This window comes from Sphingobacterium spiritivorum ATCC 33861 (assembly GCF_000143765.1).
Lineage (GTDB): Bacteria > Bacteroidota > Bacteroidia > Sphingobacteriales > Sphingobacteriaceae > Sphingobacterium > Sphingobacterium spiritivorum.
Map to the genome: position 1 here is coordinate 705,448 of NZ_GL379771.1, position 16,510 is coordinate 721,957.

Annotated in this window: 14 protein-coding genes; all 14 read right to left on the minus strand. The window is 34.5% G+C overall.

Annotation, left to right across the window (positions count from 1 at the left end):
- Positions 1-43: 43 nt before the first annotated feature.
- Positions 44-1,567, minus strand: coding sequence for a SusD/RagB family nutrient-binding outer membrane lipoprotein (locus tag HMPREF0766_RS13050; RefSeq protein WP_236590628.1), 1,524 nt, complete (start codon positions 1,565-1,567; stop codon positions 44-46).
- Between the two features lie 28 nt (positions 1,568-1,595).
- Entirely contained in the window at positions 1,596-4,943 is a 3,348-nt protein-coding gene (locus tag HMPREF0766_RS13055; protein ID WP_002998001.1) for a SusC/RagA family TonB-linked outer membrane protein, read from the minus strand.
- A 10-nt stretch (positions 4,944-4,953) separates the two neighbouring features.
- Positions 4,954-5,886 (minus strand): FecR family protein, encoded by a 933-nt coding sequence (locus tag HMPREF0766_RS13060; protein ID WP_002998003.1) that lies wholly within the window; start codon positions 5,884-5,886, stop codon positions 4,954-4,956.
- A gap of 58 nt (positions 5,887-5,944) precedes the next feature.
- Complete coding sequence (locus tag HMPREF0766_RS13065; RefSeq protein ID WP_002998005.1) at positions 5,945-6,514, minus strand: RNA polymerase sigma-70 factor; 570 nt, start codon at positions 6,512-6,514, stop codon at positions 5,945-5,947.
- 218 nt (positions 6,515-6,732) lie between these two features.
- On the minus strand, positions 6,733-7,173 hold the full coding sequence (locus tag HMPREF0766_RS13070; RefSeq protein WP_002998007.1) for a hypothetical protein: 441 nt from the start codon (positions 7,171-7,173) through the stop codon (positions 6,733-6,735).
- 116 nt (positions 7,174-7,289) lie between these two features.
- Entirely contained in the window at positions 7,290-8,423 is a 1,134-nt protein-coding gene (locus HMPREF0766_RS13075) for a DegT/DnrJ/EryC1/StrS family aminotransferase (RefSeq protein ID WP_002998009.1), read from the minus strand.
- Between the two features lie 2 nt (positions 8,424-8,425).
- Positions 8,426-9,487 carry a GNAT family N-acetyltransferase gene (locus HMPREF0766_RS13080; protein WP_002998010.1) on the minus strand — a complete coding sequence of 354 codons (1,062 nt, stop codon included), beginning with the start codon at positions 9,485-9,487 and terminating at the stop codon, positions 8,426-8,428.
- Entirely contained in the window at positions 9,480-10,397 is a 918-nt protein-coding gene (locus HMPREF0766_RS13085) for a DegT/DnrJ/EryC1/StrS family aminotransferase (protein ID WP_002998012.1), read from the minus strand. Before HMPREF0766_RS13085 ends, HMPREF0766_RS13080 begins: the two co-directional genes overlap by 8 nt.
- On the minus strand, positions 10,398-11,159 hold the full coding sequence (locus tag HMPREF0766_RS13090) for a GNAT family N-acetyltransferase (RefSeq protein ID WP_002998014.1): 762 nt from the start codon (positions 11,157-11,159) through the stop codon (positions 10,398-10,400). It lies immediately after the preceding gene.
- The gene (locus tag HMPREF0766_RS13095; RefSeq protein ID WP_002998017.1) at positions 11,140-11,751 is read right to left on the minus strand and encodes a sugar transferase; all 612 of its coding nucleotides are present in this window, start codon (positions 11,749-11,751) and stop codon (positions 11,140-11,142) included. Before HMPREF0766_RS13095 ends, HMPREF0766_RS13090 begins: the two co-directional genes overlap by 20 nt.
- Positions 11,744-12,883: a glycosyltransferase family 4 protein gene (locus HMPREF0766_RS13100; protein WP_002998019.1), complete on the minus strand. Its 1,140-nt coding sequence runs from the start codon at positions 12,881-12,883 to the stop codon at positions 11,744-11,746. The genes HMPREF0766_RS13095 and HMPREF0766_RS13100 overlap by 8 nt, the downstream gene beginning before the upstream one ends.
- On the minus strand, positions 12,880-14,262 hold the full coding sequence (locus HMPREF0766_RS13105; RefSeq protein ID WP_002998021.1) for a glycosyl hydrolase family 28-related protein: 1,383 nt from the start codon (positions 14,260-14,262) through the stop codon (positions 12,880-12,882). Before HMPREF0766_RS13105 ends, HMPREF0766_RS13100 begins: the two co-directional genes overlap by 4 nt.
- Before the next feature lie 3 nt (positions 14,263-14,265).
- Positions 14,266-15,426 (minus strand): glycosyltransferase, encoded by a 1,161-nt coding sequence (locus tag HMPREF0766_RS13110; RefSeq protein WP_002998023.1) that lies wholly within the window; start codon positions 15,424-15,426, stop codon positions 14,266-14,268.
- A gap of 6 nt (positions 15,427-15,432) precedes the next feature.
- Entirely contained in the window at positions 15,433-16,509 is a 1,077-nt protein-coding gene (locus tag HMPREF0766_RS13115; RefSeq protein ID WP_002998025.1) for a glycosyltransferase, read from the minus strand.
- Between the last annotated feature and the right edge of the window lies 1 nt (position 16,510).

Below are 16,510 nucleotides of genomic sequence, written 5' to 3' on the forward strand. Positions count from 1 at the left end.
ATAGGAAAGAGCTGGAAATATCCAGCTCTTTCCTTTTCACTATTTATTGTAACAACCACATCGGCTTATTGATATCATCTATTCCTCCGTATTGTCTTAATACGGCGGCATCTACATTCGCTGTATTATAGTTAAATTCACTGGAAGGATATTTCCATCTCACCGGAATCTTATCCGGAGCTTCAGAATTGAGACTACTTGCAGGGTTGATCTTCCATTTCGGATATCCTGTCCTGCGATAATCATAATAGGTATAAAATTCAGACTGTAAGAAACTGGCCAGATACTTCTGCGTTACAATGGCTTCTATACGGGCTTCTGTTCCGGCTGGAAAAGTGCTGCCCAATCCATTAACATATGATGTTACATAAGAAGCATCTAATGGCATATTATGATGAAATTGTTCCGCATTAGGGGTGTTATCATAGATAAACTTCATAGAAGCCTCTACTCCCTTTTTATACCAATCCACCGGCTGATCAGACACCCAGCCTCTTGCCGCAGCTTCCGCGATTATAAAACAAACCTGAGCATACGAAAGTTGTTGCGTAGGCTCTCCTGTAGCAAGTTCAGTATACCGGTCATTCAGTTTTGAATAATCTTTTGTTCCTTTTATTGCCGTGATATTATCATAGACAAGAGAAGGGTCGATACCTACATAGGCCGCAAAATCTTTCTGTGTCAATCCTCCGGTAATTTTGACGGGAGAAGGGGCTGCATAATAGAACAGTCTTCTATCCTGCAAGGTCTTCAGCCGGTCTATGACTTCAGTGGACATTATCGGGTAAATGGTAAAATTGTTACCCACTTTATAAAAGGGATAGGTCTGACCGCTTTTATCCGAACGAATCAGCTGATAGTTGTCCGCATTTGATGTAAAAATAGGCTTAGCGGCAAGAATTTGCTGAAATCTGCTTTTCAGTTGCAGATCGGCATCCCCTTCCTTTTTACTTAACTGCATCAGAACATTTAAGGCAAAGCTATTGACCAGTTTACGCCATTTGACAGGATCTCCTCCATATATAGGATCTCCAACGAATTTTTCCCCTTCCGCAAATAACTGATCAGCCATTTCCAGTTCTTTCAAAATACCCAGAAATACCTCTTTTTGAGTATCATATTTCGGAAAATAATTTTTATCCAGCTCACCTTTCAAAGCATCCTGGTAAGGGATGTCTCCCATATCCATGGTGGCTTCGAAAAATTTCACTGCCCTGGCAAAATACATTAGGCCATCATATGATTTAGCCAGTTTTTCGGTACCCGCGAATTTTCCCATAAAATGAGCATCGTTGATGGATGTGAAGCTCAGACTGGATGCTCCGAAACCATTATATTGGAAGGATTCGACAAATTCTGTCCAGACAATATTCTTATTCAGCATATAAGGTTGTAAGAAACCCTTCTGACTTGGCTGATTCGCAAGATTTATAATAATACGGGTTGCTATCATTGCTGAAGTCACTTTTTCAGGAGCTTCAGGGTTGGTATTGACTTCGTCAAATTTGGAACAGGAATAATTACTTATGACGAGTCCCAACAGGATATATTTTAAAATTTTTTTCATTTTAACTGTGGTTAAGATCTTTGATAATCTAAAAACTGACATTGATATTAAAGCCTATGTATCGCATAGAAGGAGAATTAAGGTCTTCAGATCCTACATCCGGATCTGAAAAACGATATTCTTTCGTCCATAAGAACAGATTTTGTCCTGTCACACCTACACTTGCTCTTTTTGCCTTAAATCTGGCTGCAACTTCTGCAGGCAGATAATAACTCAATGAAATTTCTCTCAGTTTGATAAACGTTTCATCCCAGATATTGCGTGTTCCTGAATATGCTCTCTTCCAGTACGATTCATAGGAAACGGTCTTATCATTAGCCGCGAACTGACGTGTATCCGTCACGATCTGACCATATTTGTCATAGGTTACATTTCCGGAGACAATCTTAACTCCCTGACCAATATATGTTTTGTTTCCGTTGACCACTTCTTCGTATCGTTCAGGAGAGTCTGAATCCGGATGAGCACCTGTCTGCCACAGACGGGCATTCATACTGGAATAGGAAAGTCCTTTTATACGACCATCCAGACTAAAAGATAAAGCGAAGTCATGGTAACGAAAGTTGTTGGTCAATCCCCATATCCATTTTGGAGCAGTATAGCCAAATAACCGCGACTCATGTACCGCACTGATCGGCATTCCGGAAGCATTGTGTACGATCTGTCCGTCAGGTGAACGTTCCCAGTCGCGTGTCACATAATGATCTGTACGTTCTCCGACTTTGACATATAGGGCATCTGCAGAATAGTCAGGATCCAGCTTATGATAATATTTCAGATTCTGGGACAGGTTTCCGCTGATATCCCATTGAAAGTGTTCCTTTTTCACGGGAGTTCCTCCTATAGTGATCTCATGTCCTTTTGTCATTGTCTCTTCTTTTGTATTGATTAACCGGGATGTAAAGCCAGTAGCTCCCGAGATTGTAGCCGAAGTAATGGCATTGTGCTCTCTGCGGTAGTAACGGGTATAGTCACCATACAATCTGTTATTCAGAACGGAAAAGTCTAATCCCACCTCCGTCAGATTCCGTTGTGTAGGAGATATGGAAAAGTCTTTGATCGAATTTGGATAAGATCCCGTTGACAAGCCGTCCCAGACGTTCGCTGTCACTGTAAAAGCCTGATTGATTTCGTACGGATCGAGAATTTGTTTGGTCACCGCCTGGGAACCTCTGACTTTTAACAGATTTAACCACTGCGGCTTCTCGAATAAATCAGACACAACTACACTTCCGGATAAGGACGGGTAGAAATAGGAGCGGTTTTCTTTTGGAAGAGTAGATGACCAGTCATTACGACCGGTAGCTTCCAGAAAGATAAGATTACGCCAGGATAGCGACAATCTTCCGTATACGCTATTCGTCATTTCCTTGATCTTACTTTCCACGCTTGAAACCGGGCCTACCGAGTTACGAAGAGAGTAAAAGCCAGGAATAGCAAGACCATTAACGGTCGAAGCGGTTAGCGTATTGTTACGACGATAAAAAACAGCCCCGCCTAATAATCCGTCAATGCCAAAATCTCCAAAGGTTTTTTTCGCAGTAAATATCAGGTCATTATTGGTAGAAAAGCCATCCTGTTTACGTGTCCAGTATTTACCTCTGTTATCATAACCGGAGAACCCTCCTCTGGTACCATATATACCCATAGGATTGGTCTGCTCCTGCGTATTGCCATAGTAATCATACCCGGATCGTAAAACTAACTTACCCCAGTCTGTAACCTGGTAATTAAGGGTAATAGCAGCATTCAGCTTATTGATTAATTCAGCACTGATTTTTTCATATGCAGATAGATAAGGGTTATCATACCAGGCATTGTAATTCCAGTTTTGTTTTTCATTCTTGACAATCCAGTAATCCTTATATTGACTCAGGTCGTACTCAGGCCCTGTCCAGACGAGGATATTGTAAATATACCCCTGTGCATTATAACCTGCTCCAAAATCATTCGGTGTATTGCGGCGATTATATCCAAATCTGCTTTCCAGATTAAGCTTTTCGGTAATCTTTGTCTCTCCTGAAACGGAAATATTTGTCATGTTCAGCTTTGTATTGGGGTATTGTCCCTTATTGTAAACATGACTGATGGAAGTGGTAATGCTACCATTCTCTCCCTGATTGGTAAAGCTTACACTATTATTGCTGATAAATCCCGGTTCCAGAAAATTTTTAAAATTGTTTTTACCCTTAGACACCAGCTCGCTTTCCTCCAATTGCTTGGTTATCGGATTCCATTGCTGATAACGACGACCAATATCCAGTTTATCACCCCAAACCTCATCATCTGTATTGAATTTACCTCCATAGCCTGCTGAATATGAGGACTGGACACTCGGTAATGCCAGATATCCGGAAAAAAACATGTTGTTGGTACTGACAGATATCTCTGTGCCTTTACTCTTTAATCCTTTTTTGGTTGTTACCATAATGGCACCTCCGGCTCCGCGCTCGCCATAGAGTGCTGTGGCTGTAGCCCCTTTCAGTACATTAATATTTTCAATATTATCTACCGGAATATCCCGTAAATTCATATTTTCATAAAGTACCCCATCGATAACCAGGATCGGATCCATTCCCCTCAGAGTAATAGAAGGCATCTTGTTGAATTCTGTACTATTGAATACCCGCAATCCTGAAATACGTCCTGTAAGTGTTGTACCCACGTCTACTCCTTTTACCTTTTGCAGATCATCCCCCTTGATTTCCTGCACAGCGTATCCAAGTGCTCTTTTTTCTCTCTTTATTCCCAAAGCAGTTACAACCACTTCCTGTAACTCTTCGGATGATCTGTTGAGTTCAATCTGTGCTGCCTGATCTGCCGGAATCTCTACGGTACGATACCCCAAAGAAGAAACCACCAATATCGCTCCCGGAGCCACTTCTTCTATTGAGAAGATACCATTATTATCTGTTGTCGTCACTTTGTCGGTTCCTTTTACCCTGACCGTTACTCCGGCAATTTTGGCTTTGGTTTCCTGATCAATAATTTCTCCCTTCAGAATTTTTTGATCAGCATGAACTGTAATTTTCTGAAAACCTGTGCTTGTCCCCTTTTTCTTTTGTTCATGTTTTCTGGAAAGGACAAATAGCATGTTATCCACCTGACTTACCTGTAACTGGTCATAGGATATCTCCATAATAAAGGCATTCAAATTATCCTTCTTCAGATTTTTAAGATCCGTATCATCCTTAATTTTCAGATGTCCGATTCCTGTATCATAACCGAACCGGATATTCAGCTTTTTTTCAATTTTTGAGATAACAGGCCCGATTTCCCTGTTTTGCTGATTTTCGGCAGCAATCGTTTTTTGCACACACAGTTGCAAAAACAAAAGGCTACCCATAAGTTTTAGATAGTAATTGGTTTTTCTCATATGGATATTGTTATTTGGTAATTATGGTATAGTTGTAGGCCTTATTAAGGAGATTTATGGTTTTATCCAGATCATGTTGTGGCAGATATCCCGAAAAATGGTAGTCTGCATATTTTTCACTGAAGCGGAAAGATTGATCGGGGTAGGTTTCTTTCAATTCATCAATGATTTTGGAAAGTTTGACCGCATCAAAATAAATCAGGTTATACTTCCAGGCGGAATAAGCTGATGTATCAACTTTTTCAACACGAAACATCTGATGCTGATCCTCAAAACTCACTTTTTCTCCAGGTTTGATCTTTGTTCTGATTTTTCCTTTGGAAACTTCTACTAATCCACTATTAAGAACCAGCATGGCCTCAGATTCATCTGAGATCAGATTAAACTCTGTTCCCAAGACTTTGACATCAAAATTTCTGTCGTCCGCTACAATAAAAGGCTTATGCGCATTCTTCTGTACATAAAAGAAGGCTTCACCATTCAGCTTAACCTGACGAATACTGTCTGTATCAAAATGTGAAAGGATCTTTAATGAACTTCCGGGTCGGAGAAGAACTGTACTTTTGTCATCAAGCGTAACTTCTTTAATAAAATTCGTATGGTTTGTATAAGTAGGAAGATTATTATCATTATTCCAGAACAAATAAGAGGCCAGCACAGAAAGTGTAATAAAGACAATCGCAGCCGCTACAGCTCGCTGCCATGCCAGTAGATGATTTGATCTTTTCTGAGGTTGGGCAGCAACTATCTTATTATAAATCGCCTCGGATATATCCTCATCTATATGAACATCAGGATCCGTCAACGCAAGGACTTCTTCAAAATCCATTAATTGATCATCTGGTGTAATTGAAAGTATTTCCAGGAGTATCTGCTTTTCAGATACCGAACAATTTCCCTCCAAATATTTTTTATGCAGAGCTTTAAGCGCTATTTGATTCATCGTCTAGGTTACTTCTATTAACATATACGTATCATGTTGACAAGAAGACGATCGGAGATTATAAAATTCTTAAGAAAATCAAAATGGTAATAGACATTTCAAAATGGGAGAGTATAAAAGCACGAACAGATTTGTTGGCTTTGACGAGTTGATCACGTACTGTGTTGACTGAAATGCCCAGTTGGTCTGCGATTTCAGCATTGGAAAGATATTCTATCTTACTCAGCAGGTATATCCGCTGACGTTCGGAAGGTAATTGCAGAATAGCTTGCTGATATACCTTTTCCAGATCCTTGAAGGCAATATGTTCTGCATTGGAATTATCAACAGCGGGGAGCCGTTGTCCTTCTGTATTTGCGTAGTTATGTTTAATTTTTATTTTCCGGAGTTCATCAAATACCGTATTTCGGGCTACGGTATAGAGATAAGCTTTTATATTTTGATTCTTATCCAGCTCCTCAAACCGGATCCAGATTTTAGAAAAGACTTCCTGCACAATATCTAACGCCTGGCTTTCTTCCCGCAGATGTATAAGGGCATACCTATATACTTTGTCCTTATACTCCAAATAGAATTCCCTGAATTGGCCAGCTATCTCCTGTTCAATATGTTGCTGCGTTAGCTTCATTGATTTTTACTACACTTTTCTGTCACAATGTTAGATACATTTTGACAGAAATAAAAATACTGTATATTATATTAGTGTTAATTACTTAACCCTGTATACTTCCTCACGATTTCTTTAGTTTGTGTGCTGTTACTCTTAGATCTCAATTTAAATATTGGATTTTAGCAAAAATGGCCAGTGTAAATCTTACGTATCTATATAAGAGGAATTGTTCATTACTATCTTAATGCAGGCAACAATTTATCCCAGATCTCCTGATATAATCTGGGATCATCACTTAATCCGTTATCTTCATCATAAGCTGTTTTATTGTGAATATCGCCTCCAAAGATCTTATCCTCCTGATAAATATTCAATGTTATTAAAGCTCGGTTAGAATCATCTGGCTGAATCAGAAAATTTAATGTTCTCCATTCGCCCATCTTGGCAGAGAAAATCTTATTGTGTTTGATATAGGTACGAATCTGCATAAAACCGGATGGCCGGTCTACAGCTGTAAGCCTGTATCCGTTATTATGTAAGTATCGTATGGATTTTGTAAATGTGGAGTCTGCAGTCGCATCTACATTTCGCTGCTGAAATGTATTTATCTGTTGAGCGGAAAGGCTGAGGGATAGAAAAGTAAGGAGGATAACTACAAAAAATCTGAACTGCATCATAACTTGCTGATATTGAAAGATTATTTCACTATCAGCAAGTTATCAAAAATCATTAACAATGGCAAACCTTCGGTATATGATATAGTTTATAACTATTGATTTCCAAAAGCTAATCCCTACTTAAATACATGTTCGACGACATTTTTAATACGCTCACGATCAGAATCAGTCAAATTTGATCCCGATGGCAGACACAGTCCATTATCAAACAGCTTTTCCGCTACTTTCTTTCCATAGTATGGTGAATCCTGAAATACGGGTTGCAAATGCATTGGTTTCCATAATGGACGTGATTCAATGTTATCTTCCAAGAATGCAAGTCGAAGATCTTCTCGGGTCTTGCTGGTAATGGTTGCATCAACTGTAATCGCTGATAACCAATGATTGGAATAAAAATCTGCAGTAGGTTCAGAAAACACAGTCACACCCTCTATGTTCTTAAAAATATGAGTATAGAAATCATGCATAGATCTACGCGCATTTACCCTATCACTTAATACTTCCATTTGTCCCCTTCCTATTCCCGCAGAAATATTTGACATACGATAGTTGTATCCTATATGAGAATGTTGATAATGAGGTGCATTATCTCTTGCCTGAGTTGAGAGGAATACGGCTTTATCTTTATCTTCTTGATTATGGCAAACCAATGCTCCTCCCCCTGAAGTTGTGATAATTTTATTTCCGTTAAAACTTAAGATTCCAAAACGACCAAAAGTACCGCAAGATCGACCTTTGTAAGTTGAACCAAGCGCTTCTGCAGCATCCTCTATCACAGGTATATCAAATTCTGTAGCAATGGTCAAAATTTCATCCATTTTGGCTGGCATCCCATACAAATGGACTACTATTATTGCTTTGGGTTTCTTTCCTTTGGCTATTCGATCTTGAATTGCACCTTTAAGTTGTATCGGATCCATATTCCAGGTGTCTGGTTCCGAGTCTATAAATACAGGAATTGCTCCTTGATAGGCTATAGGATTAGCGGATGCTGAAAATGTCATAGACTGACAGATTACTTCATCACCATAACCTACTTCACACTCAATAAGTGCAAGATGTAAAGCTGCGGAGCCAGCAGATAAAGCTGCAACTTTTACATTCTTATTTAAGAATTTCTCTAAGTCTTCTTCCAATCCATTTACATTTGGTCCAAGAGGCGCTACCCAATTTGCATCAAATGCTTCATGTATATATTTTAATTCATTTCCCCCCATATGTGGAGAAGACAACCATATTTTATCTGACATAATTATTGTTTATTATATAAAGGAAAGAACGATGTATCATTTAAATCCAATTCATTTGAATTCTCTTTTGCTTTATTAACTTCTTCAACATAACTTAAATATAAATCATCATTAACAATTTTCCTTCCAGTATTATACTCTATTACATCATCTGGAAAAAATGCCTTTTTATATTTAAAAATTCCATCTTCATAGCCGTATCCTCCTCCTAAAACATAATATTTAAATTCCATTGATCTTGCCCAATTAATTACTTCAAATTTAAGAAAATCATTAGGCCTCTTTTCAAAGGCATCTACTAATGTACCTCCCAAAAATGAAAATACTGAATTATCAGAAATCAATAATAGTTCTGTAGAGATGGGCTTGCTATCATCGTATATTGTACATATTGCACATAATTCAGAATTATTTAATATAAAACTATTAAACGATTCCAGACTATAAAAGAAAAAATCTGTTGCATTAGTCCTTCTCATCGTTTCTATATAAATAGAATAAAATTCATTTATATACTCTTGCTCGATTTTTCTATAATAGATTTTACTTATTAGATTTTCTCTCTGTGCTCTTTTTACATTTTTTCTAACTTTGGGTTCAAATGAACTCCATTGATCTGGCTCAGAGATGATAACACCTTTTATATTCAACATAGTTTTCTGAATAGTTCCATTATACCCTTTGGAATTATTAAAAAGATTAAAGCGGATAAACTCAGAAACAACGTTATTATTTAATTGCCAATTTTTCACTTCCTCCCAAAATAAAGATAAATTATCCTCATCTACATCTGTTGAAAAAAAGGGGCCTGTATAGCCATAAGGAGAACTAAAATCAAATGTATTTTTTACAGAGCTGTAAATCTTAATTTGTTTAAGATATCCTGGCAATAAGATAACCTTAGTACCCTCCTGATATAAAAAACAGATTAACATATTTGTCCCTCCACAAAAAACCTTAAAGTATTCTAAACGATTATAAGCACTTTGGAAATCGCGTTCTTCTATTATGGATTTATAAAGATCCTCATCTTCCTTTTTACTAAGATCTAAGATTTTAAACATTTAAGATCGCCTTTAATTTAACCATGAGATTATCTAATTCACCGAAAACAATATCCTGGTGTACAGGAAAATTAATAATATGTTTAGAAGTAAAATTTGCTGCCTCTGATGTTGAATTCTTTAATTCATCGATCATTGTATGATATAAACTTACCATGCCAATTTCAAAATCATTCATTTCTTGATATAGTTTATTTCTATCGTAATTACGAATTACAACTGGCAATGTTTGAGGACAAATACCATCTTCTAAGTCAGTATGTATGATATCTATGTTTGGAATACCTTTAAGTTTTTCAACTAAATATGTGTAATTTTCTCTTCTCTTACGATAGATAGTAAATAAATCATAACCCAAGTCAAAATGAGGTTGAAATGTTTCTGATTTATTATCAATATCTGGTTTATTATCAACCATAATTCCTCCCCCACTTACTGGCAGCATCTTATGTAGAGAATAGAAAGCGAAGCGTCCGTTTCTACCGCATTTACCTCCGATGAGATCCGTCAACCATGAATGTGCGCAATCTTCAATATATAAAATGTTATTTTGATCTAACCAATTTATAATTTTCTGATACTGAACATCTGGAAATCCAAAATAATGCACTAATAAAACAATACAGCTTTTTGTTTCCTTTATTTTATTTTTAAAATGATCAAAATCAATTTTTAAATTTCTATCTAAATTATAAAAATCGAAATCTAAGGAAGAGTTTTTAACAGAATCAAAGATCCCACTCCCTTCGTTAGGAGACCAACCGATATAGGCTGGCAATAATATCTTATATTGAGGATTTTCTTTTTTTAGGATATCCAATATATTACTCCATGCCTCACGAGCTGAATTGGTATATGTCCACTGTCTTTGAGCAATATTTTTTTTTGTAGCAATTTTTGTTATTCCCATTTATTGTAGTGTTAATTTCATTCTGTGAATTTCACCTATATACTTATATTTCTCAAGGTTCTTATCTTGCCCTTTGTAATATATCATTTTAAAATTGTAATCCTTAAAAAAAGATTTGACTGCCACGAGTATTTCTTCTGAAATTTTATCTTCTCTTATGATTATATTTTCATCTATAATTCCAAGTGTAAAAGACTGTTCACCAGCAGACATCTGAAGAAAAGAAAAACCAAATTTTTCATATAAACAATTGAATTGTGATAAATTGAGAATCAATATATCTTGAATATGTTTTGACGCATCTCCTATATGTTGCTGGCAAAAATAGCTTGATTCCTCTTTTACAAATCCCATCTTTTCATACCATTGTCTGGCAACTTCATTAGACTGAAATACATCTAACTGTATATTGCTATACAGTTGTTCTCTGAAATAATTCTCAGAATAACTGAATATTTTTTTTGCGATACCAAGTCCTTTATGTGTATTGTCTGTAGCAATCATATTAAGGAAAGCGGTAGAGTTGTGGGGAAACATCTTAAATTCTACAAAACCGACTATTTTGTCACCTATTTTTGCAACAAGATATTTATATGGAGAATATTGATTATTTAACTCCGTAATGATAAAGCTTGCTATTCCTTTACATTTATATATGGAAATTTCTAAATATGATTTATCAAAAGAGCTTCTTACCAAAGAGACTATGCTCTCAACATCATCAATAATTGCAAAATCTATTTTAATATCTTCTTTCATCATCTAAATTTTTCATAATAGATTCCGGATCGATGACTATATTCTCAGACTTTATTACTTTTAATATTGTTCTATATATAATTTTCATATCAAAAGCAAAGCTTATATTTTTGACATATACTACATCTAAAGCTAACCGATCATCCCACTTAGCTGTATTTCTGCCATTTACCTGAGCCCAACCCGTAATCCCGGGACGCACAGAGTGTCTTATACGTTCATCTTGTTTATAAAAAGGCAGGTATCTAACCAACAATGGTCTAGGTCCTATCAGACTCATGTCCCCTAAAAAAACATTTATTAATTGAGGTAACTCATCTAAGGATGTTTTTCTTACAAAGCCTCCAACTTTGGTTAAACGTTTTGCATCAGGTAAAAGATTTCCCTCCTCATCTTTCTTATCATTCATCGTTTTGAACTTTATAATTCGAAACAATTTTTCATTTTTACCAGGTCTTTCCTGAATAAAAAATGGTTTTCCTTGATTTGCAATAAATAAAGATATTAAAACAATGAAAAAAACAGGAGAAGCTAATAGTAAAACAGCTACTGAAACAATAATATCTAATAATCTTTTAAAAAAATATTTATACATGATTTTTCAATATTTCTAAATAAGTTTCTTTTGCCTTTTTCCATACAATATCCTGGCTATATCGATTATGAACACTATGTCTCGCGTTTTCTTTCATCATAGTCATTTGATTTTTATTATCCAATACATATTTCATCTTGCTAAATAAATCATTTATATCCTTACTTTTTATTAAAAATCCGGTTTGGTTATCAATTATTACCTCATTACATCCAGTAATATCTGTTGTAATAGAGGGAATTTTCATTGCTCCTGCTTCAATAAGTACAATTCCAAATCCTTCTCTATAACTCGGTAATACAAAAACATCCATCGCTTTAAAGTAAGGTCGAACATCTTTTTGCGGTCCCACATAAAGAATCCCCGGATCTTTATAGATACTATTTATGGTTTCTTTTGTTAATGTCATATTTTCTTCAAAACTTCCCACTATAAGTAATTTTATATTTTTAGAAAGTTTTGAAAGTTTTTGAAAAGCTAAAACTAGCTCTTCTAATCCTTTATCTTTTACCAGTCTGCCTACAAATCCAAATACAAAATCGTCTGGTTTTAATTTGTCATCCTTAGCCTTTATTACTTTATCTGGATTAAAAAAAGAAGTATCAATTCCGTTAACACTTCCATTTCCAATTATAATAACATCTTTTGATGTTATATTATCAGATATTAAGGTTTCTTTTATACCATTACTGACAGCTATAATATCTGTTGCAAACCAACATGTTATTCGCTCCATCAGCATTAATAAGGTTTTTTTTCTACCAAGAATACTCTGATATCTTAAGCCATGCACATAATATACTCTTGCAGGAACACGCGAAAACCAAGCTGCCATTATTGCTAATAATGAAGCTTTGGGAGTATTTGCATGGACTAATTGAGGTTTTTCCTTAAGAAATAAAACAAGAAGCTTAAAGAAACTCTTTAAATCTTTTAAAGGAGAAATCTCTCTCTCCATTTCTATCGGGAATTTACTGACTTCATATTCTAGACTCATTTCTTGGAGATGAACTCCAGGATTCGAGACTAAGCTAATGGAAAACTCCTTTTTTAGAACATTTAACTGTCCTTTAAAAAATGGTAAAGAGTCAGAGATTGTTGTAATTATAAAAAATTTAGGTTTAATCATCATAATACATTTAGCTTTGATAATTTTTTCGTTGTTTTAAAAATAGTCGATGCTTTAGTTCTATTTTTAAAAATCCTAATATTCTTTATTTGATTGTCACCTGCAGGTTCAAAATATATTGGAACATCTTTGCTCTTTATTGTATTATCATAAATATCAAGCCCATTTATATCTGCTACAAAAAACATAGATGACCAATTTAAAGAGGAAAAATTATTAGAAAAAATTGAAACTCTTTGCACATTTTTTCCTAAAATTATATTTGAGTAAAAATTCTTTGAAACTACGCTTTCATTATTATTTATGCTTAACCCATTAATATAACTTCCATTTACTATTACACTATGCTGTGTAGAAGAGAAACTTTTATTTTCTGCAATTACAACATTTTTATTTCCGAAAGTTCCCATCAGCCTTACGAATAAATCAGCATCGATTTTATTTCTAACCACGTTAATTCCTTCAATAGGACCATATGCTGCGTCAAAATTGACTCCAATTCCACCATCTTTAGTACTACCGACAATTTCATTATCTTTTATTGTAATAATATTTGCTCCATTTCTCATTCCTAGTGTGGATATTACATATTTCGTTTTGATAGCTTGTATATTATTATTATAAATATTAATATTTTGTACAACTTGGCCATCTTTTTCCCATACATCCATTTCTAAATCTATTGCTGCAACGTGTTCATTTTCTTTATGAATAGAGTTTCCCCGAATTGTAATGTTTTTTCCAGACACTACAGCCACATTACATCTATAAGGATTATATAATTTATTATCTTCGATAAGTATATTATCACAGAAGTTTTTTGTGTTTTTTTCATAAGAAGAATTATACCAATAAAGTAAGATATTATCCCCTAGCGTATTTTTAATTACATTATTACGGATTATAATGTTCTTTGAACTTGCAATATATATCCCTGCTTCATATTCAGAACCGAAATGCTTACCATTCCACCCCCCATCTATTGTCAATCCTTCAATATACAACGGATCATTAGCTTGATAGTTACCGATATGGAATACTGTAAATTTACCGTATTTATAGCTTTCTGGCATTACAAAAGAATTAACTTTGTTAATGTCCATTTTTATTGTGGGATTTCCTTCTCCTTTTATTGAACTATAAAGCCGAATTCGTCCACTAATTGAATAAGGTTTTCCTGTATTTGGAACAATAATATTTTTTCTTGTTTCGGCTGCCTTCCGAAATGCATGGGTATCATCAGTTCTTCCATCTCCTTTTGCTCCATAATCCAGAACGTTTACAAAGTTCGTATCTTCACCATAAACAATCAAATAAGGAAAAACTATAAATATTAATAACAAAAGATTATATCGTATTAATAATTCTTTTTTTTTCATCATTTCTCATAATTTTTTAATCTCCTCAAAAAAGAGCTTCCTTCGCTCTTCTAATTCAGAAAAAGAAAATTCCTTAGCTTTTTCTAAACTGTAACTTGACATACAACTATAGTAATCAAAGCTTTGACTCAACAAATATAGTTTATCAACGATTTGATTAATATTATTAACATCAACTAATAAATCTTTATTTATGAGCTCAGGTATACCTCCAATATTTGTACCAATACATGGCAGGCCGAAGGACATTGCTTCAATAATAGCCCTAGGAAGGCCTTCAGTTCTTGAAACTAATAAGAATATATCTGATTCGGCTAAAAGTTTCTTAACTGTTTCAGAAGATACTGATCCCATAAATGACACATTATGTCTTAAACCCAATTCTTGAGCCATAATCTCCATATCATTCTTAAAATGTCCCTTCCCAAGCCAAGTCAAATGAATGTTATTGTTATATTTTTCTTTAAATAGCTTTACCGCTTTTAAAGCAATATCTGGCGCTTTATACATTTGATCTAAGGAACCAATTGAAATTAGCTCAATCTTCTTATTAGGAACGAGTACTTTCGTTTCAAAAGATATCTCAGAAATAAAAACATCAGAAGCATAAGTACTAAAGACTGATTCTTTCACGGGATATCTTCTTTGCAAAGTATTCTTTGTTACATATAAAATCGCCGAACAGCTTAAAGCAGCTTTTTTTTGATATTGAGTAAAAAGATATCTCAGGAATGGACGCAATGGATGCTTTATGACTCCAGGAGCATAAACCTCATGAGGATCACCGACTAGCTCAAGCGCAAATGGAATATCAAGCTCCTTACAAATCTTAACTGCCAAATATCCTAGAGAACCAGCTCCACGAATTATTATCGCTCCCTCAAAATCTACAATATAACTTTTTATTAATCTTCTTATTTCTCGAATTTGTATAACAAAAGAGAATACTGATTCAAAGGGAATAACTGGTAGGATTTTAACATTATTTACTATATGCCCCTCTATTGAAAACAAAGGATTTTCAAACACTCGACCAATAACTTGGACTTCATCAAAGGATTTCAAATATCGCTCCCATAAAGTATTTGAAAAAGATGCTTCACCAGAATAATATTTTCCACCTTTTCCTTTTATAAATCTCGCATCTGTGATAAATAATAAATTCATACCCAATTATAATTTTTTAAAAAATTGCAAAAACAAGACCTCAGGATTATACTTTGTAATTGCCCATTTTTTCAAGTTATCTCCTTGCACACCGTTTATATATATATCTTCAATTTTACTAACAGCATTGTTGATATCTAGAGGGTTTACTAAACTTTTCTGATATTCTTCTGGTATAGTCTCTTTAATTGGTTCAATATTGGACGCTACGAAAGGTAGACCTGCTATCAAAGCTTCAATTAGAGCATTTGGCTGTCCTTCTGATAAAGAAGGAAAGTAAAATACATTCATCGAATTAAGTACCTTTACTACATCTCTTCTATAGCCTAAAACTATAATTTGATCTGTTAATTTTAACTCTTTAATCATTTCAGAGTAAGTATCATCTACCCCTTTTCCACATAAAATAAAATAGATATTCTTATGTTGAGAGCAAAGTATTTTTGCAACTTCCCATATGGTTTCGTGATTTTTTTCTCTCGCCAATCTACCCACATGACCGACTACGAAACCATCCTTAGGGATACCCAATTCCTCTCTAATATCATCTTTGCAATTCAAAAATTGATCTGCATCAATTCCATTATAAATAACTTCAAAACGATTATCTATATTATTTTTAAAAAAATAATTAAATGCAGCCTTAGAATTAGATAGAATATCTGTGGAAAATCTCAACACTAATTTATTCACAAGAAAATTATAGAATAATCTAATAGCGTTTTCCTTAAAATGATTAGTTGCTCCTCGATAAAAGGTAATTCTTTTTTTTATTCCTACACGATAAGATATAAACATAGTTAATCCTGCAAAGTTACCTGTAAAATCAACCACAGAATCGAAATTATTATTTTTCATAAAATTTCTAAACGAACTTATACCTTTAAAATCCAAAAAACCTATTCTTAGAGGAACAATTTCGATATCTTCAATTTTAAGATATTCATTTTCTAAGGCTCCTTTGTTACCACTTTTGCAAAGTACAACAGGTATTAGCTTTTTATTATAGTATTTTAAAAATCGTAACAAATAGTTTTCTATTCCTCCAGAATTCAAATCATTAATAATAAAGAGTACTTTCATA

Excerpts from the sequence above, each read along its gene's own strand:
- HMPREF0766_RS13085 (WP_002998012.1), bottom strand. The coding sequence starts at position 10,397 with ATGGGAATAACAAAAATTGCTACAAAAAAAAATATTGCTCAAAGACAG.
- HMPREF0766_RS13065 (WP_002998005.1), bottom strand. The coding sequence starts at position 6,514 with ATGAAGCTAACGCAGCAACATATTGAACAGGAGATAGCTGGCCAATTC.
- HMPREF0766_RS13090 (WP_002998014.1), bottom strand. The coding sequence starts at position 11,159 with ATGATGAAAGAAGATATTAAAATAGATTTTGCAATTATTGATGATGTT.
- HMPREF0766_RS13060 (WP_002998003.1), bottom strand. The coding sequence starts at position 5,886 with ATGAATCAAATAGCGCTTAAAGCTCTGCATAAAAAATATTTGGAGGGA.
- HMPREF0766_RS13080 (WP_002998010.1), bottom strand. The coding sequence starts at position 9,487 with ATGTTTAAAATCTTAGATCTTAGTAAAAAGGAAGATGAGGATCTTTAT.
- HMPREF0766_RS13100 (WP_002998019.1), bottom strand. The coding sequence starts at position 12,883 with ATGATGATTAAACCTAAATTTTTTATAATTACAACAATCTCTGACTCT.
- HMPREF0766_RS13095 (WP_002998017.1), bottom strand. The coding sequence starts at position 11,751 with ATGTATAAATATTTTTTTAAAAGATTATTAGATATTATTGTTTCAGTA.
- HMPREF0766_RS13075 (WP_002998009.1), bottom strand. The coding sequence starts at position 8,423 with ATGTCAGATAAAATATGGTTGTCTTCTCCACATATGGGGGGAAATGAA.
- HMPREF0766_RS13055 (WP_002998001.1), bottom strand. The coding sequence starts at position 4,943 with ATGAGAAAAACCAATTACTATCTAAAACTTATGGGTAGCCTTTTGTTT.
- HMPREF0766_RS13070 (WP_002998007.1), bottom strand. The coding sequence starts at position 7,173 with ATGATGCAGTTCAGATTTTTTGTAGTTATCCTCCTTACTTTTCTATCC.
- HMPREF0766_RS13110 (WP_002998023.1), bottom strand. The coding sequence starts at position 15,426 with ATGAATTTATTATTTATCACAGATGCGAGATTTATAAAAGGAAAAGGT.
- HMPREF0766_RS13105 (WP_002998021.1), bottom strand. The coding sequence starts at position 14,262 with ATGATGAAAAAAAAAGAATTATTAATACGATATAATCTTTTGTTATTA.
- HMPREF0766_RS13115 (WP_002998025.1), bottom strand. The coding sequence starts at position 16,509 with ATGAAAGTACTCTTTATTATTAATGATTTGAATTCTGGAGGAATAGAA.
- HMPREF0766_RS13050 (WP_236590628.1), bottom strand. The coding sequence starts at position 1,567 with ATGAAAAAAATTTTAAAATATATCCTGTTGGGACTCGTCATAAGTAAT.